The following is a 25,734-nucleotide window of genomic DNA, read 5'->3' on the forward strand; positions in this document are numbered from 1 at the left end:
CGGCCCCCCGGGCACGCCTGGCCCGCCCACCGCCGGTCCATGTTGCCGGAGGTGCCCCATGAGCGCAGAGGCCACCAACCCCGAGGCCGCCCCCACCGACGTGGCCGTCCGCAGACGCGGACGCGCCCGGATCGACCTGCGCCGCCTCGGCCGCGCCGCCCTGCTGAACGCCACCGCCGGACCGGCACCCCGTGACCGCCTGCCCGACGCCATCGGCCATGTGGCGGAGGCGCACCGCGCCCACCATCCCGAGGCCGACCTGACGGTGCTCGGCCGGGCGTACGTCCTCGCCGAGTCCTCGCATCGCGGCCAGTTCCGCAAGAGCGGCGAGGCGTACATCACCCACCCGCTCGCGGTCACCCTCATCCTCGCCGAACTCGGCGCGGAGACCACCACCCTGACCGCCTCCCTCCTCCACGACACCGTCGAGGACACCGAGGTGACGCTCGATCAGGTGCGCCGCGAGTTCGGCGACGAGGTCGCCTACCTCGTCGACGGCGTCACCAAGGTCGAGAAGATCGACTACGGCGCCGCCGCCGAGCCCGAGACCTTCCGCAAGATGCTCGTCGCCACCGGCAGCGACGTCCGGGTCATGTCGATCAAACTCGCCGACCGCCTCCACAACATGCGCACCCTCGGCGTGATGCGCCCCGAGAAACAGGCCAGGATCGCCAAGGTCACCCGGGACGTCCTCATCCCGCTCGCCGAGCGGCTCGGCGTCCAGGCCCTCAAGACCGAGCTGGAGGACCTGGTCTTCGCGATCCTCCACCCCGAGGAGTACGAGACCACCCGCGCGCTCATCGCCGGCAACCCGGGTGCCACGGATGCGCTCGGCTCCGTCGCCGAGCAGGTCACCGCCGTCCTGCGCGAGGCGGACATCGGTGCCGAGGTCCTCGTCCGCCCCCGGCACTTCGTCTCCGTCCACCGGGTCCGCCTCAAGCGCGGCGACCTGCGCGGCTGCGACTTCGGGCGGCTCCTCGTCCTCGTCGCCGAGGACGCCGACTGCTACGCGGTCCTCGGCGAGCTCCACACCTGTTTCACCCCGGTGATCTCCGAGTTCAAGGACTTCATCGCGGCCCCCAAGTTCAACCTCTACCAGTCGCTGCACACCGCGATCGCGGCCCCCGACGGCGCCGTCGCCGAGGTCCTCATCCGGACCCACCGCATGCACAAGGTCGCCGAGGCCGGAGTCGTCGCCCTCGGCAACCCGCACGTGGGCCAGGAGCCGGACGCCGCCGTCCCGCAGACCGACGACGGCGAGCGCGTCGACCCCACCCGCCCCGGCTGGCTCTCCCGGCTCCTCGACTGGCAGCAGTCCGCCCCCGACCCCGACACCTTCTGGACCTCGCTCCGCGCCGACCTCGCCGAGGACGACGAGATCACCGTCTTCCGCGCCGACGGCAGCGCCCCCGGCACGATCAGCCTGCCCGCCGGCGCCAGCTGCGTCGACGCGGCCTACGCGCAGCACGGCGAGGGCGCCCACGCCTGCCTCGGCGCCCGCGTCAACGGCCGCCTCGCCCCGCTCAGCACCGTCCTCGGCGACGGGGACACCGTCCAGCTGCTGCTCGCCCAGGACACCGTGTCCGGGCCGTCCCCCGAATGGCTGGACCACGCCCGTACCCCCGCCGCCCGGATCGCGATCACCGGCTGGCTCACGGCCCATCCCGAGAGCGCCGCGGCCCCCGCCGCCCCCACCGACCCCCGGCCGCAGGTCAGCGTCGCCGCCGACCGCCGCTCCGGCGCCGAACTCCACGCCGACCTGGACGGCGAGCCGCCCGCGGCCGTCCGCCCGGCGGGCTGCTGCACCCCCGTACCGCCCGACGAGATCACCGGCTTCCGGGTGCGCGGCGGATCGGTCACCGTCCACCGCGCCCGCTGCTCGGCCGCCGACGCCATGCGCGGTCTCGGCCGCGAGCCCGTCACCGTCCGCTGGGGCGACACCCCCCAGGGCCGGGTCACCCTCGTCGCCGAGTCCTTCGGACGGCCCGGGCTGCTCGCCGACCTCACCGAAGCCATCGCCGCCTTCGGCGCCGCCGTGGTCTCCGCGAACGTCGAGCCGCCCAGCGAGCAGCGGGTCCGCCACACGTACACCCTCCACCTGCCCGACGTGGCCGGCCTCACCGTCCTCATGAAGGCCATGCGGGACGTCCCCGGTGTGTACGACGTGAGCCGCGCCCGCCACGCCGGCGGCCTGGGCTGACGGCGCCCTGACGTGTAAGGCGACAGCGATGCCCGCCACTCGCGCGGCCTGAGCCGACGACGCCCTGGGGGTGAACGGCGTGAGTCGCGGAGCCCCGGGGTTTGGGACGACACCCGCGCCCGCCACTCGCGCGGCCTGAGTCGACGAGGCCCTTTGGGGTGAACGGCGTGAGTCGCGGCGCCCCGGGGTTTGGGACGACACCCGCGCCCGCCACTCGCGCGGCCTGAGCCGACGACCCCCTTCGGGTGGCCGGCGCGCGCGCCGCCCCGGTGAGCGGCGGCCTCCCTGGTAGCCGTAGGGCCAGTCCTCCGGAAAGGCCCTGGCCCATGCCGCTCGTCCGAACCCCCCTGCCCCGCGCGCGGTGGCTCCGCTCCGCCGTCCTGGTCGCCGCCTCGGCCGGGCTCGTCGCCGCCGCGCTGCCCGCCCCGGCGCCGCTCGGCATCGGGGACCCGCTCTTCCCGCACCTCGGCAACCCCGGCTACGACGTCCTCGCGTACACGCTCGACTTCACCTATCCGGGGGTCAACACCAAGCCCCTCGCCGCCGTGACCCGGATCGACGCGCGCGCCACCGCCGACCTGGAGCGGCTCAACCTCGACTTCACCCACGGCACGGTCTCCGCCGTCACCGTCGACGGCCTGCCCGCCGAGTACACCGGCAGCGGCGAGGACCTGGTCGTCACCCCCGCCGTCCCGATCGACGCGGGCGAGGAGGTCGAGATCACCGTCACCCACACCAGCGACCCCGCCGGCCCCGCCGAGACCGGCGGCTGGGTCCGCACCGGCGACGGCCTCGCCATGGCCAACCAGGCCGACGCCGGCCACCGGGTCTTCCCCTCCAACGACCACCCGTCGGACAAGGCCTGGTTCACCTTCCGGATCACCGCCCCCAGCGAGCTCACCGTCGTCGCCAACGGGCTCCCCGCGGGCCGCGTCGACCACGGCGCCACCACCACCTGGACGTACCGCAGCCGACACCCCATGGCCACGGAGCTCGCCCAGATCTCCATCGGCCGCTCCACCGTCGTCCACCGCGACGGCCCCCACGGGCTGCCCGTCCGGGACGTGGTGGCCACCGCCGACCGGGAGCGCATGGAGCCCTGGCTGCGCCGCACCCCCGGCCACCTGGAATGGATGGAGCGGCAGGTCGGCCCGTACCCCTTCGAGACGTACGGCGTGCTCATCGCCGACGCGGACACCGGTTTCGAGCTGGAGACCCAGACCCTCTCGCTCTTCGAGCGCGGCCTCTTCACCGAGCCCGCCTACCCGGAGTGGTACGTCGACTCCGTCATGGTCCACGAACTGGCCCACCAGTGGTTCGGCGACAGCGTCTCGCCCCGCGCCTGGTCAGACCTGTGGCTCAACGAGGGGCACGCCAGCTGGTACGAGGCGCTGTACGCCGAGGAGACCGCCGGTAAGTCCATGGAGCGGCGCATGAAGGCCGCCTACGCGGCCTCCGACGGGTGGCGGGCCGACGGCGGGCCGCCGGCCGCCCCCGAGCCCCCCTCGCCGACCCACAAGATCAGCCTCTTCCGGCCCGTGGTCTACGACGGCAGCGCCCTCGTCCTCTACGCGCTCCGCCGGACGATCGGCACCGATGCCTTCCGGACCCTGGAGCGCCGCTGGGTCGCCGAACACCGGGACGGGACCGCCACCACCGCCGACTTCGTCGCGCTCGCCGGCGAGGTCGCCGGACGGGACCTCACCGCCTTCTTCCGCGGCTGGCTGTACGAGGCGAAGACCCCGGCGATGCCCGGGCACCCGGACTGGCGCAGCCGTCCCGTCGAGGCCGCGAGGACCGCGCCGAAACCCGGGTGACGGGCCCGGCGGGGCCGTGTCACCATCTTCAGGTCGGCGACGCGGCCGCGGCCGGGAATCTTCCGGCGTCCGCAGGCGTTGTGACCGGCAGAGACATATCTCTTCATCGACGTAAGGATCCAATGACCTCCTCTTCTTCCCCTTCCCAGGACGAGCAGAGCTTCGCGGAGACGAACCGTACCGAGAGCCTTCGGGCTGATGCCCTGATGGAAGAGGACGTCGCCTGGAGCCACGAGATCGACGGAGAGCGGGACGGCGAGCAGTTCGACCGCTCCGAGCGTGCGGCCCTGCGCCGTGTCGCCGGCCTCTCCACCGAGCTCGAGGACGTCACCGAGGTCGAGTACCGACAGCTGCGTCTGGAGCGCGTCGTGCTGGTCGGTGTCTGGACCTCGGGGACGGTGCAGGACGCGGAGAACTCCCTCGCGGAGCTCGCGGCCCTCGCCGAGACGGCGGGCGCCCTCGTGCTCGACGGCGTGATCCAGCGCCGCGACAAGCCGGACCCGGCCACGTTCATCGGCTCGGGCAAGGCGCGCGAGCTGCGCGACATCGTGCTCGAGACCGGTGCCGACACCGTGGTCTGCGACGGCGAGCTCAGCCCCGGCCAGCTCATCGCCCTCGAAGACGTCGTCAAGGTGAAGGTGGTCGACCGGACCGCCCTCATCCTCGACATCTTCGCCCAGCACGCCAAGTCCCGAGAGGGCAAGGCACAGGTCGCGCTCGCGCAGATGCAGTACATGCTGCCGCGGCTGCGCGGCTGGGGTCAGTCGCTCTCCCGTCAGATGGGTGGCGGCGGCGGTGGCGGCATGGCCACCCGTGGTCCCGGTGAGACCAAGATCGAGACCGACCGGCGCCGCATCCGCGAGAAGATGGCGAAGATGCGCCGGGAGATCGCGGAGATGAAGACCGGCCGTGACATCAAGCGGCAGGAGCGCCGCCGGAACAAGGTGCCGTCGGTCGCCATCGCCGGATACACCAACGCCGGCAAGTCCTCCCTGCTCAACCGGCTCACCGGCGCGGGCGTCCTCGTGGAGAACGCGCTGTTCGCCACCCTCGACCCGACGGTTCGCCGGGCCGAGACGCCCACCGGCCGGGTCTACACCCTGGCCGACACCGTCGGCTTCGTCCGGCACCTGCCGCACCACCTGGTCGAGGCGTTCCGCTCCACCATGGAGGAGGTCGCCGAGTCCGACCTCATCCTGCACGTGGTGGACGGCTCGCACCCGGCCCCGGAGGAGCAGCTGGCCGCCGTGCGCGAGGTCTTCCGCGACGTCGGCGCGGTGAACGTGCCGGAGATCGTCGTCGTCAACAAGGCCGACGCGGCGGACCCGCTGGTGCTCCAGCGCCTGCTGCGGATGGAGAAGCACTCCATCGTGGTCTCGGCCCGGTCGGGCCAGGGCATGGACCAGCTGCTCGCGCTCATCGACAGCGAGCTGCCGCGTCCGCAGGTCGAGCTGGAGGCCCTCGTGCCCTACACGCACGGCGGTCTCGTCTCGCGGGTGCACGCCGAGGGCGAGGTGGAGTCCGAGGAGCACACCCCGGAAGGCACCCTGCTCAAGGCCCGGGTCCACGAGGAACTGGCGGCGATGCTCGCGCCGTACGTGCCCGCCGCGCACTGACGAAAGGCGAAGGCGCCGGGCTCCTCCCCTTCGGGAGGAGCCCGGCGCCTTCTGCTGTGTCCGAGCTGCTCAGAGCGTCAGCGGGCGAACTTCTTGCTGACCATCTCGTGGACGGCCTTGCCGCCGCGACCCAGCTGCGGTCCGGCGAGCCAGCCGTTGCTGCCGGCCGGGCCGATCGAGGTGTTCGACACGAGGGCCGTCGTGCCGTTCGGCAGGACGCGGAACCAGCCGCCGCCCGAGGAGCCACCGGTCATCGTGCACCCGATCCGGTACATCGTCGGCGTGGCCGGAGCCGTGGTGAGTCGGGTCGGACGGTCGAGGCACTTGTGCATGATCATGCCGTTGTACGGCGGCGCCGCCGGGTAGCCCCAGGCGCCCATCGTCCCGGACTGCGCGGCCGACGGGGCGGAGAAGTCGACCGGCAGGGCGACGCCGACGGTCTCCTCCAGGGACTTCGCGCCGCGCTCCGGCTGCACGTGCAGCACGGCGTAGTCGTACGGCCAGGCCTGGTTGGTGCCGCCCGCGTTGATCCACTCGCCCGAGGTGACGGCCCAGTCGGCCCAGAACTGGCCGTACGGGTACACCTCCTGCGGCTGCGCGTTCTGCAGCGCGGCGGGGGACTTGCCCAGGTCGTTGAAGGCCGGGACGAAGGTGATGTTGCGGTACCAGCCGCCCTTCTTGCCCGCGTGGACGCAGTGGCCGGCCGTCCAGACCAGGTTCGACTTCCCGGGGCGGCGCGGGTCCTTCACGATGGTGCCGGAGCAGACCATGTGGCCCTCGGGCGAGTCGAAGAAGATCTTGCCGACCGGGGCCGCGTTGCGGTGGTACGGCGTCTTCTCACGCTGCGCCTTGACGGGCCGGGGCGTCGGGTCGGTGCCGCCGCTGCCGGCCTGCGCGGTGATCGTCTGGTCCGGGCTCTTCGCCGACTGCATGCGCGCCGGGTCCCAGAGTCCTTCGATGACCGGGTTGACGAAGTCCTCGGCCTCACGGAGCCAGGTGTCCTGGTCCCAGTTCTTCCACTCGCCGCTCTTCCACTTGTCCAGGTCGACGCCGTGCTTCTTGAGCTTGTCGGCGAGGTCCTTGGTCAGGTCGGCGCCGGCGTCGCCGCCGTCCGCGGCGGGCGCGGAGCTGCTCGCCCCGGCGGCCGGCTTGCCGTCGGCCGGGGTCTCGGTGGGGCCGCAGGCCGTGGCGGTCAGCGCGAGCGCGGTGACCAGGCCGAGAGCGGCGGGTATGAGCCGTACGGAACGCATGAATGTATTCCCCGTTGGTATTGCCATGGACGTGTCATAAGCGGTGCACAGTATGCCGGTCGGGCCGGACATGGGGGGAGGCGGGACCCGGGGGCCCCGCCTCCGAACCGTGCCTACTGGCCGGCGTACTTCTTGCTGACCTCTTCGAAGATGGCCTTGGCCTCGGGACCGAAGCGCGGGCCGGCGAGCCAGCCGGCCGTCGACGGGCCGATCGAGGTGTTCGACACCAGCGCCGGCTTGCCGTCACTGCCCTCGGCGACCCAGCCGCCGCCGGAGGAACCACCGGTCATCGTGCAGCCGATCCGGTACATCGTCGGCTGCTCCGCCTTCAGGGACAGCCGGCCCGGCTTGTCCGTGCACTGGAACATCTTCTGGCCGTCGAACGGCGGCGCCGCCGGGTAGCCGGTCGCCGTCAGGCTCGCGATCTTCGGCACCGCGGGAGCGTTGAACTCCACCGGGAGCGCCGAACCGACCGTCTCCTCCAGCGACTTGCCCGAAGCGCCCTTCTCCGGGGTCACCTTGATGACCGCGAAGTCGTAGGGAGCGCCGGCACCGCCGGTGGAAGCGCCCTCGGAGATCCACTGGTCGGAGGTCTTGACCCAGTCCGCCCACCAGACGCCGTACGGGGCGATCTGCTCCCGCGTCGCCTTCTCCAGGTCCGAGGTCGCCAGCGCCGCGTCGTTGTACGAGGGCACGAAGGCGATGTTGCGGTACCAGCCGCCCTGCTTGCCCTTGTGCACGCAGTGCCCGGCCGTCCAGACCAGGTTGGACTTGCCCGGGTGCGCCGGGTCCTTCACGACCGTGGCCGAGCAGACCATCGAGCCCTCGGGACCGTCGAAGAAGACCTTGCCGGACTCGGCGGCGTTGTCGTGGTACTTCGCCGCCACCGCCTTCGCCCGCACCGGGGCCGGAGTCGGGTCGGTGACACCCTTGTCGCCCGAGATGTCCTCCTCCTCGACCGGCTTGTCGGGCCGCTCGGCCTCGCGCATCCGGTCCGGGTCCCAGAGGTCCTCGATGATCGGGTTGACGAAGTCCTTGGCCTCACGCAGCCACTTGGCGCGGTCCCAGTTCTTCCACTCGCCACCCCGCCACTTGTCGAGGTCGATCCCGTGTTCCTTCAGGCGGTCCTTCAGGTCCTCCGGAATCTTGATCTTGTCCGGGTCCAGGCTTACGGGCGCGACGGGCTTGTCTCCCGCGTTCTCCTCGCTCGGACCGCAGGCCGTGACGGTGAGCGTCAGCGCCGCGACGGCGGAAGCCGCCATCAGCAGCGGACGAATCGATCGCATCTCGTGATCCCCCTGGGACTACGTCAACTTGTGCATGGGCGAACAGCGGCCGTGTCCTCGCGGACACGGCCGACCGCCCCCACTATGCCGGTGCCGGAGGGGACGGTACGCGCCCCGCCGGCGGTTCCGGACATCGTTCAGCCGTTGTCGTGCCGTGATCCGGGACACGCCAACTTCCTGCCCTCCGGCCCGTGATCCCCGGCAGTTCCCGTCGTTGGTACGTACGGGGGACACAACGGTGGCGTTCAGGGCGGCCCTTGCGGCGGCTCCGCGACGCCCCGATGTGCAACGCAACTGTTACCGCGGGAGGACACCGAGCCGTGGCCGTGACCGAATCAGCTCCGGCCGTCCCACCGGCCGCGCGCACGCAGACCAGGCCGACGGACCGAGGGGGCGAGTACGAGGGCATCCTGCGCCGCCAGTCCCAGCGCGAGTCCGCCGCGCGCACCTACGCCCGCTCCCTGCCGATCGTCCCCGTACGGGCCAGGGGACTGACCATCGAGGGCGCCGACGGCCGCCGCTACCTGGACTGCCTGTCCGGAGCCGGGACGCTCGCTCTCGGCCACAACCACCCCGTGGTCCTGGAAGCCATCAGGAAGGTCCTCGACTCAGGGGCGCCCCTCCACGTCCTCGACCTCGCCACCCCCGTCAAGGACGCCTTCACCTCCGAACTGTTCGCCACCCTTCCCGGCGAACTCGCGGACGACGCCCGCATCCAGTTCTGCGGACCGGCGGGCACGGACGCCGTCGAGGCGGCCCTCAAACTCGTCCGGACGGCCACCGGCCGCAGCGGGCTCCTCGCCTTCACCGGCGCCTACCACGGCATGACCGCCGGAGCCCTCGACGCCTCCGGAGGAGCGACCGACGTCCGCGTGACCCGGCTGCCCTATCCGCAGCAGTACCGCTGCCCCTTCGGCGTCGGCGGCGAGCGCGGCGCCGAACTGGCCGCCCGCTGGACCGAGAACCTCCTCGACGACCCCAAGAGCGGCGTCACCACGCCCGCCGGAATGATCGTCGAGGCCGTCCAGGGCGAGGGCGGGGTCATGCCCGCCCCCGACGACTGGATGCGCCGCCTGCGCCGCATCACCGCCGACCGCTCCGTCCCGCTGATCGTCGACGAGGTCCAGACCGGGGTCGGCCGCACCGGCACCTTCTGGGCCGTCGAGCACAGCGGCGTCGTGCCCGACGTGATGGTGCTGTCCAAAGCCATCGGCGGCTCCCTCCCGCTCGCGGTCATCGTCTACAGGTCGGAGCTCGACGCCTGGGAACCCGGCGCCCACGCCGGCACCTTCCGCGGCAACCAGCTCGCCATGGCCGCCGGCACGGCCACCCTCGCCTACGTCCGCGAGAACAAGCTCGCCGAACGGGCCGGCACCCTCGGCGCCCGTATCCTCGGCCGACTCCAGGGCCTCGCCGCCGCCCACCCCTGCGTCGGCGACGTCCGCGGCCGGGGCCTGATGATCGGCGTCGAACTCGTCGATCCCGACGCGGCCGGACCGGACGACCCCGTCCCGCCCCCCGCCCCCGCCCTGGCCCTCGCCGTCCAGCAGGAGTGCCTCGCCCGCGGACTCATCGTCGAACTCGGCGGCCGCCACTCCGCGGTGGTCCGGCTCCTGCCCCCGCTCACCCTCACCGACGAGCAGGCCGCCGCCGTCCTGGACCGCTTCGCCGACGCCCTGGCCGCGGCCGAACGGGCCCACACCCCCCACCCGCCCGCCTCCCGCCGGGCCACGGCCCCCCGGAACGCCTCCGGCCCGTCCCACTGACCCCCGGAACGCCCCGGCCCCACCCCCAAGGAAGCCCCCGTGAACGCCACCCCCACCCCCACCCCCACCTCCCCGCCCCCCGCCACCGACCACCTCCACACCCCCAACTCCTTCCACCAGGAGTCCCTCCACGCCGAGGCCCTCCGCCCCGATGCCTTCCGCGCCGACGCCCTTCACCCGGAGGCCCTCCACTCGGACTCCCTCCACCCGGAGGCCCTCCACTCGGACTCCTTCCACCCGGAGGCCCTCCACTCGGACGCCCTCCGCCCGGAGGTCCTCCACGTCGAGGCCCGTCGCTCCGAGGCCCGTCGCGTCGAGCACCGGGGCAGCCAGGACCTCCTCCCGGAGGCGCTCCGGCCCGAGGAGCTCGGCCCGGATCCGCTCGGCCCCGAGGAACCCACCGTCCCGCGCCAGCACACCGGCCCGTACGAGCCCCGGACGCCTCGCCCGGCCGGCACCCCCGACCCGCTGGACGACCCCGACCCGCAGCGCGCCGCCGACGCCGCAGCCGTCGAGAACCTCCTCCGCTGCTGGGTCCGCGAGAAGAACCTCCAGGCCCCCGGCTCCACCACCCTGCGCATCCCTCTCGACTCCAGCGGCACCGCCCTCCTCGTTCCCGTCCGCTACTGGTCGCCCACCGGCTGGCACCGCTTCGGCGCCCCCGCCCTCGAAGGACTCCCGGCCTCCGCGCCGGCCGCCGACGCCGTCACGGTGGCCGCCCTGCTCAGCCGTGAGTCCGGCCGCTCCGAGGGCGCCGACCTGGTCGGCAGGGTCGCCGACTCCGCCCGCCGCACCGCCGACTTCCTCACCGAGCGCCGCCGCCGGCCCCAGCCGCACCCGGACGCCGACCTCTTCCTCGCCGCCGAACAGTCCCTGCTGCTCGGCCACCCGCTCCACCCCACCCCCAAGAGCCGCGAAGGACTCTCCGAGGCCGAGGGCCGGCTCTACTCACCCGAACTCCACGGCTCCTTCCCCCTCCACTGGATCGCCGTCGACCAGACCCTCCTGGCCACCGACTCCGCCTGGACCGAACAAGGCCGGCCCGTCACCGCCGAACAACTCGCCTCCGGCCTCGCCGAAGGACTCACCCTCCCCACCGGCACAGCGCCCCTGCCCCTGCACCCCTGGCAGGCCCGCGAACTCCTGCACCGCCCCGACGTCCGGGCCCTCCTCGACGACGGCCTCCTCCACGACCTCGGCCTCCACGGCAGCCCCTGGCACCCCACCTCCTCCGTCCGCACCGTGCACCGCCCCGGCGCCCGGGCCATGCTCAAGCTCTCCCTCGGCCTGCGCATCACCAACTCCCGCCGCGAGAACCTCCGCAAGGAACTCCACCGCGGCGTCGAGGTCCACCGGCTGCTCCGCACCGGCCTCGTCGACGAGTGGCAGGCCGCCCACCCCGGCTTCGACATCGTCCGCGACCCCGCCTGGCTCGCCGTCGACGCCCCGGACGGCGCCCCCGTCCCCGGCCTCGACGTCATGATCCGCCACAACCCCTTCGGCCCCGGCGACGACGCCGTCTGCATCGCCTCCCTGACGGCCCCCCGCCCCTGGCCAGGAGCCACTACCATGCGCTCCCGGCTCGCCGACGTGATCGGCCGCCTCTCCGCCCGCACCGGCCGTCCCAGCACCGCCGTCTCCGCCGAGTGGTTCCTCCGGTACCTCGACCAGGTCGTCCGCCCCGTCCTCTGGCTCGACGGCCACGCCGGCATCGCCCTGGAGGCGCACCAGCAGAACACCCTGGTGCTCCTGGACCCGGACGGCTGGCCGGTCGGCGGCCGCTACCGCGACAACCAGGGCTACTACTTCCGCGAGTCCCACCGGGGCGAGCTGGAGAGCCGCCTCCCCGGCATCGGCGCCGACAGCGACACCTTCGTCTCCGACCAGGTCACCGACGAGCGCTTCGCCTACTACCTCGGCATCAACAACGTCCTCGGTCTGATCGGCGCCTTCGGCGCCCAGCACCTCGCCGACGAACGCGTCCTGCTCGCCGCCTTCCGCAGCTTCCTCAGCTCCGCCACCACCCTGGGCTCCCCTCTTCCGCACCGGCTCCTGGAAGCCGCGACCCTGCGCAGCAAGGCCAATCTCCTCACCCGTCTGCACGGCCTGGACGAGCTCGTCGGGCCCGTCGACACCCAGTCCGTCTACGTCACCGTCACCAACCCCCTCCGTACCTGACCCGCGGCGCCGCCCCACGCCCGCACCGACCCCACCGCCGAGAGGAGAGCGACACCGTGTCACCGACCAGCCCACCGGTCGACCCGCCCGGGGACGACACCCTGGACCTGAGGGTCGACGACCTCGTCGCCCTCCTCGACGGCGATCTGCTCGACTCCGTCGCCGCCTGGGGGGCCACCGAAACCCCTTTGGGCTCCTTCCGACTCGCACCCGTGCGACTCGAACGGGATCTGCCGCTGCTCGCCCGCTGGATGAACGACCCTGCCGTCGCCGCCTTCTGGGAGCTCGCCGGACCCGACAGCGTCACCGCCGAGCATGTCCGCGCCCAACTCGAGGGCGACGGCCGGAGCGTCCCCTGTCTCGGCCACCTCGACGGAACGCCCATGAGCTACTTCGAGATCTACCGTGCCGATCTCGACCCGCTCGCCCGGTACTACCCGGCGCTTCCCCACGACACGGGTATCCACCTGCTGATCGGGGGCGTCACCGATCGGGGCCGCGGCGTCGGTACCACGCTGCTGCGCGCCGTCGCCGATCTGGTCCTCAACCACCGTCCCCGCTGTACCCGCGTCGTCGCCGAACCCGACATCCTCAACACCCCCTCCGTCTCCGCGTTCCTCAGTGGCGGCTTCCGCTACGCGGCGGAAGTCGACCTCCCCGAAAAGAGAGCCGCGCTCATGATCCGTGACCGGGCCCTTCGTCACGTTCTGTGAACACCCTGCCTTGTAAACGCCGCTCCACCCACAGCGGTTCCCACCCCGAGGAGTCCTCGTGTCGACGTCCCCTGCACCTCACGACTCCGCACGACCCACGCCCGCAGCCCCGGCAACCACCACCGGCTCCGGCCCGGCTCACACCACCGGCCCTGTCCAGGCTCACACCACCGGCCCGGCCCCGGCGCCCGAACTGCTCGCGCCCCCCGAGCTGAACGCCGCCGCCTGGACCAGGGCGTCCGCGCGTCTCCTCGCCAAGGCCCTCTCCGAGTTCGCCTACGAGGAGATCATCGAGCCCGTGCCCGTGGACGACGGCGACCCCGACCGCCACGAGCTGCGACTCGACGACGGCACCACGCTCACCTTCCGTGCCCGACGCGGCGCCTACGGCAGCTGGCACGTCACCGCCGGCTCGGTCACCCACGAGGGCCGGCCCCTCACCGACCCCCTCGACTTCCTGGTCCGCGCCCGCCACCTCCTCGGGCTCGACGGAGCCACCCTCGGCCACCTCATCCGCGAGCTCTCCACCACCCTCGCCGCGGACGCCCGCCTCGACCACACGGCCGTCACCGCCGACCGGCTCGCCGAGCTCTCCTACGCGGAACTCGAAGGACACCAGACCGGCCACCCCTGGCTCGTCCTCAACAAGGGCCGCATCGGCTTCTCCGCCACCGACGCCGCCCGCTGGGCCCCCGAGGCCCGCCGCGCGACCCGCCTGCCCTGGATCGCCGTCAGCAACCGCCTCGCCGCCTACCGGGGCGTGGCCGGCCTCGACACCCCCGACCGGCTGTACGCCCGGGAGCTCGACCCCGAGGTGCACGCCGCGTTCCGCTCGGCGCTGTCCGCCCGCGGCCACGAGCCCGACGGCTACCTCCTGCTGCCCGTCCACCCCTGGCAGTGGGACGAGATCCTGCTGCCGCTCTACGCCCCGGCCATCGCCGCCGGGACCGTCGTCCCGCTCCCCGCCGACGGCGACCTCCGTCTGCCGCAGCAGTCCGTCCGTACCTTCCTCAACACCAGCCGCCCGGACCGGCACACCGTCAAGCTGCCGCTGTCGGTGCTCAACACCCTCGTCTGGCGCGGACTGCCCACAGAACGAACCCTCGCCGCGCCCGCCGTGACGGCCTGGGTCCACGGCCTGCGCGCATCCGACCCGTTCCTGCGGGACGAGTGCGGGGTGATCCTCCTCGGCGAGGTCGCCTCCGTCACGGTCGAGCACCCCCTGTACGACCGGCTGCCGGAAGTCCCGTACCAGTACAAGGAACTCCTCGGCGCGATCTGGCGCGAGCCGCTGAGGCTGCCCCCGGGCGAGCGGGCCCGCACCCTCGCCTCCCTCCTCCACACCGACCCCGACGGGCGGGCGTTCGTCGCCGAGCTCGTCGAGCGCTCCGGCCTCGCCCCCGCCGTCTGGCTCCAGCGCCTCTTCGCCGCCCTGCTGCCCCCGCTGCTGCACTTCCTCTACCGCTACGGCACGGTCTTCTCCCCGCACGGCGAGAACGCCATCGTCGTCTACGACGGCGAGGACGTCCCCGTCCGTCTCGCGATCAAGGATTTCGTCGACGACGTGAACATCAGCGCGCAGCCGCTCCCCGAGCACGAGACGCTCCCCGACGACGTCCGCGACGTCCTCCTCACCGAGGAACCCGAATTCCTGATCCAATTCATCCATTCGGGGCTCTTCGTCGGCGTCTTCCGCTACCTGGCGCCGCTCTGCGAGGAACAACTCGGAGTGCCCGAAAAAGACTTCTGGGATCTCGTCCGGGCGGAGATCCTGCGGCACCAGGCACGCTTCCCCGAGCTGAAGGAACGCTTCGAGCTCTTCGACCTCCTGACACCGCGCATCGAGCGGCTCTGTCTCAACCGCAACCGTCTGCACCTGGACGGCTACCGGGACCGTTCCGAGCGTCCGCACGCGGCCGTCCACGGCACCGTCCCCAACCCGCTCGCGTGAGGTGCTCGCGTGCCCCGGCTGTCAGTGGCGCCCCGTAGGGTGGAAGGGCTATGACGAAGCCATCCCTCCCCGACCTCCTCCACGCCGCCGTCTCCGCCGTCGGCGGCACGGAGCGGCCCGGCCAGGTCACCATGGCCGAGGCCGTGGCCGAGGCCATCGACGACAACTCCCACCTCCTCGTCCAGGCCGGCACCGGCACGGGCAAGTCGCTCGGCTACCTCGTGCCGGCGCTGGCCCAGGGCGAGCGGGTGGTGGTGGCCACGGCCACCCTGGCGCTCCAGCGCCAGCTCGTCGAGCGCGATCTTCCCCGGACGGTCGACGCGCTGCATCCGCAGCTGCGACGCCGGCCGCAGTTCGCCATGCTCAAGGGCCGGTCGAACTACCTCTGTCTGCACCGGCTCCACGAAGGCGTCCCGCAGGACGAGGAGGACGGCCTCTTCGACCCCTTCGAGGCGGCCGCGCCCACGAGCAAGCTGGGCCAGGACCTGCTGCGGCTGCGGGACTGGTCGGACGAGACGGAGACCGGCGACCGGGACGACCTGACGCCGGGCGTCTCCGACAAGGCCTGGGCCCAGGTCTCGGTCTCCTCCCGGGAGTGCCTCGGCGCGAGCAAGTGCGCGTACGGGCCGGAGTGCTTCGCCGAGGCGGCACGTGAGCGCGCCAAGCTCGCGGACGTCGTCGTCACCAACCACGCGCTGCTCGCCATCGACGCCATCGAGGGCGCCCCGGTGCTTCCGCAGCACGAGGTGCTGATCGTCGACGAGGCCCACGAGCTGGTCTCCCGGGTCACAGGTGTGGCCACCGGCGAGCTCACGCCCGGCCAGGTCAACCGTGCCGTGCGCCGGTCCGCGAAGCTCGTGGACGAGAAGACGGCCGACCAGCTGCAGACCGCTGCGGAGGGCTTCGAGCGCGTCATGGAGCTGGCGCTGCCGGGCCGCCTGGAGGAGATCCCGGAGGACCTGGCGTACGCGTTGATGGCGCTGCGGGACGCGGCCCGCGCCGTGATCACGGCTCTGGGCAACACCCGGGACCGGGCGGTGCAGGACGAGGACGCGGTGCGCAAGCAGGCCATGGCCTCCGTGGAGACCGTGCACGGCGTCGCGGAGCGGATCACCCACGGCTCGGAGTACGACGTCGTCTGGTACGAGCGTCACGACCGGTTCGGAGCCTCGCTGCGGGTCGCGCCGCTGACCGTCTCGGGCCTGCTGCGGGAGAAGCTGTTCACGGAGCGTTCCGTGGTGCTCGCCTCGGCCACGCTCAAGCTGGGCGGCGACTTCAACGGGGTCGGGGCCTCCCTCGGACTGGCTCCCGAGGGCACCACGGGGGACGACCTGCCCGTCTGGAAGGGCATCGACGTCGGCTCCCCGTTCGACTACCCGAAGCAGGGCATCCTGTACGTCGCCAAGCACCTCTCGCGTCCCGCGCGCGACGGGGAGCGGGGCGACATGCTCGACGAGCTCACCGAACTGATCCAGGCGGCCGGCGGGCGGACCCTCGGTCTCTTCTCCTCCATGCGTGCCGCGCAGCAGGCGGCGGAGGAGCTGCGGACCCGGATCCCGGAGCTGCCGATCCTGCTCCAGGGCGAGGACACGCTGGGCGAGCTGATCAAGAACTTCGCCGCCGACCCGAAGACCTGCCTCTTCGGCACGCTCTCGCTCTGGCAGGGCGTGGACGTCCCGGGGCCCAGCTGTCAGCTGGTCGTCATGGACAAGATCCCGTTCCCGCGCCCGGACGACCCGCTGATGAGCGCACGGCAGAAGGCCGTCGAGGAGGCCGGCGGGAACGGCTTCATGGCGGTCGCGGCTACCCACGCGGCCCTGCTGATGGCCCAGGGCGCCGGCCGGCTGGTGCGGGCCACCGGTGACCGGGGCGTCGTGGCGGTCCTCGATCCCCGGCTGGCCACCGCCCGGTACGGCAGCTATCTGAAGGCCTCGCTGCCCGACTTCTGGTACACGACGGACCGCAACCAGGTGCGGAGGTCCCTCGCCGCCATCGACGCCGCCTCGAAGACGGCGGACGCCTAGGGGGTGCCCTGCCGGTCCGGCCGGATCAGGGGCCGGACAGGCCTTGATCCGGCCGGACAGGACCCAGCGGGTCACGTCACGACGTGGCAGGGCCCCGGGACCGGCGCAGTGGGTCCCGGGGCCCGGTCAGAGCCGGCGGGGAGTGTCACACCCGCCGCAGCACCGCCACGACCTTGCCGAGGATCGTGGCCTCGTCGCCGGGGATGGGCTGGTACGCCGCGTTGTGCGGGAGCAGCCAGACGTGGCCGTCCTCGCGCTTGAAGCGCTTCACGGTGGCCTCGCCGTCGAGCATCGCGGCGACGATGTCGCCGTTCTCCGCGACGGGCTGGCGGCGGACGGTGACCCAGTCGCCGTCACAGATGGCGGCCTCGATCATCGAGTCGCCGACGACCTTCAGGACGAACAGCTCGCCGTCGCCGACCAGCTGGCGGGGAAGCGGGAAGACGTCCTCGACGGATTCCTCGGCCAGGATCGGGCCACCGGCCGCGATCCGGCCGACCAGCGGGACGTACGACGCGGCCGGCTTGCCGGTCGTGTCCGTCGGCTGGGTGCTCGGCTGGTCGGAGCCGCGGACCTCGTAGGCGCGGGGCCGGTGCGGGTCGCGGCGGAGGAAGCCCTTGCGCTCCAGCGCCATGAGCTGGTGCGCCACCGAGGAGGTGCTGGAGAGGCCGACCGCCTGCCCGATCTCCCGCATCGACGGCGGGTAGCCGCGCCGCTGGACCGAGTCGCGGATGACTTCGATGACCCTGCGCTGCCGGTCGGTGAGACCGGAGCTGTCGGCTCGGATGCCTGGAGGTCGCCCGGGGAGGGCGCGGGCAGGTCGCCCGGGCTCCTCACCGTTCATGCTTGTGTCATTCATGGCGTGCACCGGCTCGAGTCGGCCCTGGGAGCGGTCCTGGGCGGTGATGGTGGCACTGTCTGCGGTGGTGGTCACGTCGTCGGCCCCTCTCGAATGGTCTCCCTGGCTGGCACAACGGTAGTGGCTTTCGAAAGGTTGCGCCAAACACACGTTCGAGTGAAAATTCGCAGATTGCCTTACGCGTGTATGTGCGGGGGTGTATGAGCACGCTCACGTCGCCGCCCCGAATCGGTCGCTGCGGTAGCCTTCGCCGCTGGGCCGCGAGCACCCGGTGCACCGCCCCAGTGTCGCACCCGGAGGCGTGGATCCGCGGGAGCGCCCGCCCTGCGACACGCGGAGGGCCCGGAAGTCCCCCCAACCCAAGATCTAGTGGTTGGATGGCATCGGCCACCCAGGGGTAGTGGTCCCCGGTCTGCCGGAGGTGCCCGTATCGCCTATGCTGGTGGTCGCTTCGCAGGGCCTTGACGGGCCTGGTGAGGCTCGTCAGTCGTGCCATGAGGAGGGTCGGAACCAATGCACTGCCCCTTCTGCAGGCACCCTGACAGCCGTGTCGTCGACAGTCGCACCACCGACGACGGGACGTCGATCCGACGTCGTCGCCAGTGCCCCGACTGCTCCCGTCGTTTCACGACGGTGGAGACGTGCTCGCTCATGGTGGTGAAGCGCTCCGGCGTCACCGAGCCCTTCAGCCGTACCAAGGTCATCTCCGGCGTCCGCAAGGCGTGCCAGGGGCGACCGGTCACCGAGGACGCCCTCGCCAAGCTCGGCCAGCGGGTCGAGGAGGCGGTGCGCGCCACCGGGAGTGCCGAGCTGACCACCCACGATGTGGGCCTGGCCATCCTCGGCCCCTTGCAGGAGCTCGACCTCGTCGCGTACCTGCGCTTCGCGTCCGTGTACAAGGCTTTCGACAGCCTCGAAGACTTCGAGGCCGCCATCACGGAACTCCGTGTGCGGCCTCCCGCTGAGAACCGCGGGACCGGTGCGACCCCTGAGGTCCCCGTTCCCGCCACCGCCGCCGACTGATCGGCGGTCCGGGCCGCTCGACGGCCCGGCGACCGGCCGCCGTGCGGCCCGGCAGACGTGCCCCGGGCGACCCCTGTGGTCCCTGTGGCAGCAGTACAGAACGACGTACAGAAGACGGTGCCCTGGGACTATCTGGGTGCCAAAGTGTGTTTTGCCCGTATATGGGAGGCGGCATGACAGAGACGGCGAGCGGCCCGGCACGTGGTTCCCGCACCAAGGGAGCCAAGTCGGCGAGCAAGGGCCTGCGTATCGAGCGCATCCACACCACCCCTGGCGTGCATCCGTACGACGAGGTGGCGTGGGAGCGCCGTGACGTCGTCATGACCAACTGGCGCGACGGCTCGATCAACTTCGAGCAGCGTGGCGTCGAGTTCCCCGACTTCTGGTCGGTGAACGCGGTCAACATCGTCACCAGCAAGTACTTCCGGGGCGCCGTCGGCACCCCGCAGCGCGAGACCGGTCTCAAGCAGCTCATCGACCGGATCGTGAAGACGTACACGAAGGCCGGCGAGGAGTACGGCTACTTCGCCTCGCCCGCCGACACCGAGATCTTCGAGCACGAGCTGGCCTACGCCCTCCTGCACCAGATCTTCAGCTTCAACTCGCCGGTCTGGTTCAACGTCGGCACGCCGCAGCCCCAGCAGGTCTCCGCCTGCTTCATCCTGTCCGTCGACGACTCCATGGAGTCGATCCTCGACTGGTACAAGGAAGAGGGCATGATCTTCAAGGGCGGCTCCGGCGCCGGCCTGAACCTCTCCCGTATCCGCTCCTCCAAGGAGCTGCTCTCCTCCGGCGGCAACGCCTCCGGTCCGGTCTCCTTCATGCGCGGCGCAGACGCCTCCGCGGGAACGATCAAGTCGGGCGGCGCCACCCGTCGCGCGGCCAAGATGGTCATCCTCGACGTCGACCACCCCGACATCGAGGACTTCATCGAGACCAAGGTCAAGGAGGAGGAGAAGATCCGCGCCCTCCGTGACGCGGGCTTCGACATGGACCTGGGCGGCGACGACATCACGTCCGTCCAGTACCAGAACGCCAACAACTCCGTCCGCGTGAACGACACGTTCATGAAGGCCGTCGAGTCCGGCGGGAAGTTCGGCCTCACCTCGCGCATGACCGGCGAGGTCATCGAGGAGGTCGACGCCAAGTCGCTCTTCCGCAAGATGGCCGAGGCCGCGTGGGCCTGCGCCGACCCGGGCATCCAGTACGACGACACGATCAACCACTGGCACACCTGCCCCGAGTCCGGCCGCATCAACGGCTCGAACCCGTGCAGCGAGTACATGCACCTGGACAACACGTCCTGCAACCTCGCCTCGCTGAACCTGATGAAGTTCCTCAAGGACGACGGCAAGGGCAACCAGTCCTTCGACGTCGAGCGCTTCGCCAAGGTCGTCGAGCTCGTCATCACCGCGATGGACATCTCCATCTGCTTCGCCGACTTCCCCACCGAGAAGATCGGCGAGAACACCCGCGCCTACCGCCAGCTCGGCATCGGCTACGCCAACCTCGGCGCCCTGCTGATGGCGACCGGCCACGCGTACGACTCCGACGGCGGCCGAGCCCTCGCCGGTGCCATCACCTCCCTGATGACCGGCACCTCGTACAAGCGCTCCGCCGAGCTCGCCGCGGTCGTCGGCGCGTACGACGGCTACGCCCGCAACGCCGCGCCGCACCAGCGCGTCATGCAGCAGCACGCCGACGAGAACACCAAGGCCGTCCGCATGGACGACCTGGACTCGCCGATCTGGGCCGCCGCCACGGAGGCCTGGCAGGACGTGATCCGCCTCGGCGCCAAGAACGGCTTCCGCAACGCCCAGGCCTCGGTCATCGCCCCCACCGGCACCATCGGTCTCGCGATGTCCTGCGACACCACCGGCCTCGAGCCCGACCTCGCCCTGGTCAAGTTCAAGAAGCTCGTCGGCGGCGGCTCGATGCAGATCGTCAACGGCACCGTCCCGCAGGCCCTGCGCCGCCTGGGCTACCAGGAGGAGCAGATCGAGGCGATCGTCGCCCACATCGCCGAGCACGGCAATGTGATCGACGCCCCCGGCCTGAAGACCGAGCACTACGAGGTCTTCGACTGCGCCATGGGCGAGCGCTCCATCTCCGCGATGGGCCACGTCCGCATGATGGCCGCCATCCAGCCGTGGATCTCGGGCGCCCTCTCCAAGACCGTGAACCTGCCGGAGACGGCCACGGTCGAGGACGTCGAGGAGGTCTACTTCGAGGCCTGGAAGATGGGCGTGAAGGCGCTCGCGATCTACCGCGACAACTGCAAGGTCGGCCAGCCGCTCTCCGCCAAGAAGAAGGAGAGCGAGAAGGCCGAGGTCACCGCGAAGTCCGAGGCGACGATCCGCGAGGCCGTCGAGAAGGTCGTCGAGTACCGCCCGGTCCGCAAGCGTCTGCCCAAGGGCCGTCCGGGGATCACCACCTCGTTCACCGTCGGTGGCGCCGAGGGCTACATGACCGCCAACTCCTACCCGGACGACGGTCTCGGCGAGGTCTTCCTGAAGATGTCCAAGCAGGGCTCCACCCTCGCCGGCATGATGGACGCCTTCTCCATCGCCGTCTCGGTCGGCCTGCAGTACGGCGTCCCGCTGGAGACCTACGTCTCGAAGTTCACCAACATGCGCTTCGAGCCGGCCGGCATGACGGACGACCCGGACGTGCGGATGGCGCAGTCGATCGTCGACTACATCTTCCGCCGCCTGGCGCTCGACTTCCTGCCCTTCGAGACCCGGTCCGCCCTCGGCATCCACTCGGCCGAGGAGCGCCAGCGTCACCTGGACACCGGCTCGTACGAGCAGCCCGAGGACGAGGACGTCGACGTCGAGGCGCTGGCCCAGTCCGCGCCCCGCACCCAGGAGCTGAAGGCCGTCGCCGCCCCGGCCCCCAAGGCCGAGGTCCCGGCCCCGAAGCAGGCCCACACCTCCGCGGAGCTCGTCGAGATGCAGCTCGGCATCAGCGCCGACGCCCCGCTCTGCTTCTCCTGCGGTACGAAGATGCAGCGGGCCGGCTCCTGCTACATCTGCGAGGGCTGCGGCTCGACCAGCGGCTGCAGCTGAAACTGGGCGGAATCGCGTCGGATGCAACAACCGACGTAGCCCGCACACGTAGCTGACCGGCAGCTCACGAAGGGGATCGACCATGGGTCGATCCCCTTCGTCGCGTCTGTGACCAGGGCGTAACGGCCCGTTGGCCGGTTGGGCCGGTTCGCATCACCTGTTACGAACGAGTTCGAGGCAGGGCGGCCGAGTGTCCGTTGTGCCGAAGCGTGCGCCCTCTCATCGGTGTTGCTGAGAGCGGTCGGTGCTGCGGCCCATGTGCGGGGGTCGATCTTCCTGTGAATGTTCGGGTTGCAGGGGTGCTGGTGCTGCTGTACGGAGTCCCAGTCAGCCGTATTGCACAACGGACCTTGGACCACGTGGGTGAGCGCAGGGACGGCACCTGTCTTTCCCTGGGGACACAGTCCGTCCTGATGTCACCGGCTTTTGCGGCGCTTGTGAAGGAACAAGCGTGCCGGCCAGCCACGATCAGTGTGGGGCGAGCGGTGGGAGGGCAACGGTGGCTCTTTCCAGGGAACTTAGCGGGAAGACCGACCGGCGCCACCCCGTTGGCCAGTCGGTCAGCACTCACGGAAGTCCCGTTCGCGCGTCCAAGAACACAGCACGAGACTGGACGGCCTCCATCGAGAGTCGGTTGGCTGAAGGAGGTGCGGAAGCCCCACGGCCATGAGATGCGGCCGGTGAGAAGCCTTGCAGGCGGCGACGGGCCCTGTCATGCTCCCCGACATGATCAAGAGAATCGAGTCCTGCGTCCGCCGATGAGCGAGACGGCCGGGATGCAACTGCCCGGATCACAGACAACCCTGTTCGAACACGCGCTACAACTGCACCAGCAGGCGCCGGGCGAGCCGCTACCGCGGGACGGGGAGCCGTACCCCGACGATGCATTGCACCGTCGCTGGCCTCAGCCGAAGGCGCCGAAGGATCGGTGCTTGGCCGGCAAGGACGCCGCGCTCGTCCTGGACGCGCATTTCGCCCGTACCTCTGCCCTTCCAAGCGAACTGGTCGGTGCCTTCCGCGACATCTACGTTCCGATTCACCCCAACGAACACATCGCTTCCGCGGCGGAGCGGGCGAATAGGCGCCGCGTTCGCGAGACGGGCCGGTGGCTGGTCCGGCACGGAACCGATCGTTGCTCGGTCACCGTGGGGCTCGCCCTGGTCGCCGCCGTGGGAACCGTCGACGATATCCCGCTGATCCAAACTATCGGCCTGCTGTCCGACCATTTCGGTCCCCTTGCAGCACACGCCTTGGAAAGACTGCCTCGAGGCACCGACGCCCTCATTTGGCTGGCTGATCGAGTCACCGGCTGGGGACGGGTCTACGTCGTCGAAGCCCTCTGTCGACTCGACGATCCCGTTGCTCGGCCCTGGCTCCTCCGCAGAGCATGCGATGGCGATTTCCTCAACGCGTACTTCGTCGGCAGCGTGGCCCAGACTGCCGGCCTTCACGAAGCCCTCGCCGAGCCCATCGTGGATGACGAGGTCACCGACCACACCGGACGGCTGCTCCTGGTGATGACCTACAGCCAAGGCATGGGAACGACCCTCTCGCGCTATCCCCATGCCGAGGCGGTGCTGGCTGCGCATCTTCGCCACCTCGAGCGTTTGGGGCCTTCCGCCAGCCGCTACTGCATCGCCGCGTGGTTGGCGAGCAGCCTGGGGGAACACGGTGACGCAGGTTCGATCGGGCCTGTTCAGCGATGGCAGCCCTATAGGGACGACTACCTGGCTCTTCTCGAGCGTGATGACTGGTGCGAGGTGGCAAGGGATGCCCTCACGGCCAGGGACCCCGGGATCGTCCGGCTCGTAGAGACGGTGTCAGGCCGTCAGCTGCGGGCGTTCGCCGACCGGCCGACACCCGGCGGGGAATGGCGCACGCCAGGAACGCCTACCCTCCGCCAGTAAAGTAGGCGCCCACCAAGCATGACGTGCCTGGTCAAAGCGGGGGAGTCGGCGAAACGCCGGCTCCCCGTCGGCGGCATTGCCCGTTGCATCCGATGCAACTGCTCAGGTGGCTTCCGCCGCCTCCGAGGTGCTCCGGGCCCGGGCCCGCTCGATCTCGTTGATATGGGTTTCGGTCCAGTGGCGGAGTGCAGTGATCGGCTCCGCCAGACTGCGGCCGAGCTCCGTCAGGTCGTATTCGACCCGGGGCGGGATGGTGGGGTACACGGTGCGGGTGACGAACCCGTCGGCCTCCAGGCCGCGCAGCGTCTGGGTGAGCATCTTCTGTGAGACACCCTCGATGCGCCGCATCAAGTCGGTGTAGCGCAGGGTCCCTTCGAGGAGGGCGTCCACGACGAGGATCGTCCACTTGCCGGAGATGTGGTCGAGGACCTGGCGCGTCGGGCACTTTGCGGAGTAGACGTCGGCAGGTAGTCCGGATGCTTCCACCGTGGTCTTCATGCCGGGAGAGTAGCGCACAAAAAGGTGCCCTCTTCCCGATGGAGAGTCACTCTCCAATAGTGAGTGACATGACGAGCCACACGATGTCTGTCGCAGAAGCGATCCGCACCCGCCGCACCGTCCGCCACTACCGGCCCGACCCGATTCCGCCGAGCACGCTCGAAGCGCTCCTTGATCTCGCGGTCGAGGCGCCCACCAGCTGGAACCTGCAGGACCGGTCGATCGTCGTGGTGTCCGGAGAAGAAGGCCGTGCGGGGCTGGCATGGGCTACCGGAGGCCAGCCCCAGCCCCAAGAGGCGCCGGTCGTACTGGTCTTCGTCGCCGAGCCGCAGTCCTGGCGCGAGGACCACAGCGACGTCTATGAGCAGGCGCGGCGCGGCGGAGCATGGAACGACGAGTTCATCGCGATGTTCTCCGCCGCGTCGAGGGCCTTCCAGGAGGATCTCGATCGGCGCGGTCTGCTTCGGGAGTACGCGGTCAAGGACGCCATGATCGCGGCCTCATTCCTGATGCTCGCTGCTACGGAGATGGGTCTGGCGACCTCGCCCATGAACGGGTGGGACGAGGCCAAGGTGAAGAAGGTGATCGGGATCGACGGCCGTGACGATCTGGCCATCGCCCTGTTGGTCTCGGTCGGCTACCCGGCGGAGGAACGGCGCCATCCAGGCCGGCGTGCCGTGGAGCGCAACGTCTTCCGCGGATCGCACGGGACCCGCGACGCGGGGAATACCGCACGCCAGGAATAACTGATCTCCACCAATACACCGGCCGGCGGGCTGAGCGGCGGAAGCCGTTGAGCCCGCCGGATCGCCCGTGAGGGGGCGCCGACCACCGGTCGGCGCCCCTTTCGCGTACGCCGGAGGCGGACCTTCGCCACCCTTTCGTGTGCGCCGGAGGCGGACCTTCGCCACCCTTTCGCCTGCGCCGTCGGACCTCAGGACACCGCGGAGCCCAGGAGCGCGCCGAAGGCCTGCGGATCGGCGTCGAAGCCGCGGCTGATCGCGCGGAAGGACCAGCCGTCCGCTCCGTCACGGGTGAATTCCACGACCGTCGCCGCACGGGCCCCGGAGACGTCCGCGAAGTCGTGGGTCAGCAGGTCGGTGTAGCCCTCGCGGACCCGTATGCCCGTGTTCGCTATGGCCCCGAAGGTCAGCCGCCCGCCGCCCTGCTGAATGGCGACGCCCACCACCACGCGCGCGTACCGCGGGTCCAGCCGGTCCAGCTCCAGCGTCATGGCCTCGTCGTAGCCGAATCCCTGCCCCGTGCGGCTGTCGCGGTGGAGCGTGATCGTGCCGTCGGGGGAGCGGCTGCCGAAGTGCACCAGATGGACCGGAGCGCCGTGCGGGTCGCCCGCGGCGAAGACCCCGGCGACGATATCCAGGTCGTGGGCCGGGGCGCCGGCCGGGGCGGGGTCCCACCTGAGCGTGACCTCGACGCGTCGCACTCCTTTGTTGAGTCCGCTCATGGTGCTTCCCCTCTCCGCGTGCGCCCCCGCGCACACCTCGTCTCGTACCGTCGACCCGTTCAAAAGCCCGTGGTCGTGGGCCGATCACTCATGGTGTCATGTGCCTACGACAG

17 protein-coding genes are annotated in these 25,734 nt (G+C 71.1%); 12 read left to right on the forward strand and 5 right to left on the reverse strand.

Translation table 11 applies throughout. The features are described from left to right. Positions 1 to 58: 58 nt before the first annotated feature. The 3 genes from ACN9M0_RS27430 (at position 59) to hflX (ending at position 5,633) form a co-directional block, all read left to right on the forward strand. On the forward strand, positions 59 to 2,200 hold the full coding sequence (locus tag ACN9M0_RS27430) for a RelA/SpoT family protein (RefSeq protein WP_426404357.1): 2,142 nt from the start codon (positions 59 to 61) through the stop codon (positions 2,198 to 2,200). 326 nt (positions 2,201 to 2,526) lie between these two features. After that, positions 2,527 to 4,017, forward strand: coding sequence for a M1 family metallopeptidase (locus tag ACN9M0_RS27435; protein WP_426404358.1), 1,491 nt, complete (start codon positions 2,527 to 2,529; stop codon positions 4,015 to 4,017). Positions 4,018 to 4,139: 122 nt separating this feature from the next. Next, positions 4,140 to 5,633 (forward strand): GTPase HflX, encoded by a 1,494-nt coding sequence (gene hflX / locus ACN9M0_RS27440; protein WP_366038506.1) that lies wholly within the window; start codon positions 4,140 to 4,142, stop codon positions 5,631 to 5,633. Between the two features lie 77 nt (positions 5,634 to 5,710). On the opposite strand, the gene ACN9M0_RS27445 is transcribed toward hflX, so the two are convergent. Next, positions 5,711 to 6,883, reverse strand: a complete 1,173-nt coding sequence (locus ACN9M0_RS27445) for a trypsin-like serine peptidase (protein WP_366038507.1) — start codon at positions 6,881 to 6,883, stop codon at positions 5,711 to 5,713. A 113-nt stretch (positions 6,884 to 6,996) separates the two neighbouring features. Then, on the reverse strand, positions 6,997 to 8,169 hold the full coding sequence (locus ACN9M0_RS27450) for a trypsin-like serine peptidase (protein WP_366038508.1): 1,173 nt from the start codon (positions 8,167 to 8,169) through the stop codon (positions 6,997 to 6,999). A gap of 320 nt (positions 8,170 to 8,489) precedes the next feature. On the opposite strand from ACN9M0_RS27450, the gene ACN9M0_RS27455 reads away from it, so the two are divergent. The 5 genes from ACN9M0_RS27455 to ACN9M0_RS27475 are packed head-to-tail and all read left to right on the forward strand — an operon-like array spanning position 8,490 to position 16,801. Next, a complete protein-coding gene (locus tag ACN9M0_RS27455) occupies positions 8,490 to 9,935 on the forward strand; it encodes a diaminobutyrate--2-oxoglutarate transaminase family protein (protein ID WP_366038509.1) in 1,446 nt (481 codons plus the stop codon). A 39-nt stretch (positions 9,936 to 9,974) separates the two neighbouring features. Continuing rightward, the gene (locus ACN9M0_RS27460; protein ID WP_426404359.1) at positions 9,975 to 12,113 is read left to right on the forward strand and encodes an IucA/IucC family protein; all 2,139 of its coding nucleotides are present in this window, start codon (positions 9,975 to 9,977) and stop codon (positions 12,111 to 12,113) included. Between the two features lie 56 nt (positions 12,114 to 12,169). After that, positions 12,170 to 12,826 carry a GNAT family N-acetyltransferase gene (locus ACN9M0_RS27465; protein WP_426404360.1) on the forward strand — a complete coding sequence of 219 codons (657 nt, stop codon included), beginning with the start codon at positions 12,170 to 12,172 and terminating at the stop codon, positions 12,824 to 12,826. 58 nt (positions 12,827 to 12,884) lie between these two features. Further along, positions 12,885 to 14,777 (forward strand): IucA/IucC family protein, encoded by a 1,893-nt coding sequence (locus tag ACN9M0_RS27470; RefSeq protein WP_366038512.1) that lies wholly within the window; start codon positions 12,885 to 12,887, stop codon positions 14,775 to 14,777. 50 nt (positions 14,778 to 14,827) lie between these two features. Next, positions 14,828 to 16,801, forward strand: a complete 1,974-nt coding sequence (locus tag ACN9M0_RS27475; protein ID WP_399698841.1) for an ATP-dependent DNA helicase — start codon at positions 14,828 to 14,830, stop codon at positions 16,799 to 16,801. Between the two features lie 145 nt (positions 16,802 to 16,946). Here the strand turns inward: ACN9M0_RS27475 and lexA are convergent, their stop codons facing one another. Continuing rightward, positions 16,947 to 17,735, reverse strand: coding sequence for a transcriptional repressor LexA (lexA, locus tag ACN9M0_RS27480; RefSeq protein WP_209497163.1), 789 nt, complete (start codon positions 17,733 to 17,735; stop codon positions 16,947 to 16,949). A gap of 438 nt (positions 17,736 to 18,173) precedes the next feature. On the opposite strand from lexA, the gene nrdR reads away from it, so the two are divergent. The 3 genes from nrdR to ACN9M0_RS27495 all read left to right on the forward strand — a co-directional run bounded on the left by nrdR (position 18,174) and on the right by ACN9M0_RS27495 (position 23,658). Beyond that, the gene (gene nrdR, locus ACN9M0_RS27485) at positions 18,174 to 18,683 is read left to right on the forward strand and encodes a transcriptional regulator NrdR (protein WP_366038514.1); all 510 of its coding nucleotides are present in this window, start codon (positions 18,174 to 18,176) and stop codon (positions 18,681 to 18,683) included. A gap of 173 nt (positions 18,684 to 18,856) precedes the next feature. After that, entirely contained in the window at positions 18,857 to 21,751 is a 2,895-nt protein-coding gene (locus ACN9M0_RS27490) for a vitamin B12-dependent ribonucleotide reductase (RefSeq protein WP_366038515.1), read from the forward strand. A gap of 932 nt (positions 21,752 to 22,683) precedes the next feature. Then, positions 22,684 to 23,658: a hypothetical protein gene (locus tag ACN9M0_RS27495; RefSeq protein ID WP_426404361.1), complete on the forward strand. Its 975-nt coding sequence runs from the start codon at positions 22,684 to 22,686 to the stop codon at positions 23,656 to 23,658. A gap of 102 nt (positions 23,659 to 23,760) precedes the next feature. Here ACN9M0_RS27495 and ACN9M0_RS27500 read toward each other — a convergent pair whose 3' ends face one another. Beyond that, positions 23,761 to 24,156 carry a winged helix-turn-helix transcriptional regulator gene (locus tag ACN9M0_RS27500; RefSeq protein WP_366038518.1) on the reverse strand — a complete coding sequence of 132 codons (396 nt, stop codon included), beginning with the start codon at positions 24,154 to 24,156 and terminating at the stop codon, positions 23,761 to 23,763. Positions 24,157 to 24,224: 68 nt separating this feature from the next. On the opposite strand from ACN9M0_RS27500, the gene ACN9M0_RS27505 reads away from it, so the two are divergent. After that, the gene (locus ACN9M0_RS27505; RefSeq protein WP_399698845.1) at positions 24,225 to 24,902 is read left to right on the forward strand and encodes a nitroreductase family protein; all 678 of its coding nucleotides are present in this window, start codon (positions 24,225 to 24,227) and stop codon (positions 24,900 to 24,902) included. 188 nt (positions 24,903 to 25,090) lie between these two features. Here the strand turns inward: ACN9M0_RS27505 and ACN9M0_RS27510 are convergent, their stop codons facing one another. Continuing rightward, a complete protein-coding gene (locus ACN9M0_RS27510) occupies positions 25,091 to 25,621 on the reverse strand; it encodes a TerD family protein (RefSeq protein ID WP_366038520.1) in 531 nt (176 codons plus the stop codon). Between the last annotated feature and the right edge of the window lie 113 nt (positions 25,622 to 25,734).

It is taken from the genome of Streptomyces sp. R-07 (genome assembly GCF_049913175.1).
In the GTDB taxonomy this organism is placed as follows: domain Bacteria; phylum Actinomycetota; class Actinomycetes; order Streptomycetales; family Streptomycetaceae; genus Streptomyces.

Bases quoted from the DNA above. Each gene is read 5' to 3' on its own strand.
- ACN9M0_RS27430 (WP_426404357.1), top strand. From the start codon at position 59: ATGAGCGCAGAGGCCACCAACCCCGAGGCCGCCCCCACCGACGTGGCC.
- ACN9M0_RS27435 (WP_426404358.1), top strand. From the start codon at position 2,527: ATGCCGCTCGTCCGAACCCCCCTGCCCCGCGCGCGGTGGCTCCGCTCC.
- hflX (WP_366038506.1), top strand. From the start codon at position 4,140: ATGACCTCCTCTTCTTCCCCTTCCCAGGACGAGCAGAGCTTCGCGGAG.
- ACN9M0_RS27445 (WP_366038507.1), bottom strand. From the start codon at position 6,883: ATGCGTTCCGTACGGCTCATACCCGCCGCTCTCGGCCTGGTCACCGCG.
- ACN9M0_RS27450 (WP_366038508.1), bottom strand. From the start codon at position 8,169: ATGCGATCGATTCGTCCGCTGCTGATGGCGGCTTCCGCCGTCGCGGCG.
- ACN9M0_RS27475 (WP_399698841.1), top strand. From the start codon at position 14,828: ATGACGAAGCCATCCCTCCCCGACCTCCTCCACGCCGCCGTCTCCGCC.
- nrdR (WP_366038514.1), top strand. From the start codon at position 18,174: ATGCACTGCCCCTTCTGCAGGCACCCTGACAGCCGTGTCGTCGACAGT.
- ACN9M0_RS27490 (WP_366038515.1), top strand. From the start codon at position 18,857: ATGACAGAGACGGCGAGCGGCCCGGCACGTGGTTCCCGCACCAAGGGA.
- ACN9M0_RS27500 (WP_366038518.1), bottom strand. From the start codon at position 24,156: ATGAAGACCACGGTGGAAGCATCCGGACTACCTGCCGACGTCTACTCC.
- ACN9M0_RS27505 (WP_399698845.1), top strand. From the start codon at position 24,225: ATGACGAGCCACACGATGTCTGTCGCAGAAGCGATCCGCACCCGCCGC.
- ACN9M0_RS27510 (WP_366038520.1), bottom strand. From the start codon at position 25,621: ATGAGCGGACTCAACAAAGGAGTGCGACGCGTCGAGGTCACGCTCAGG.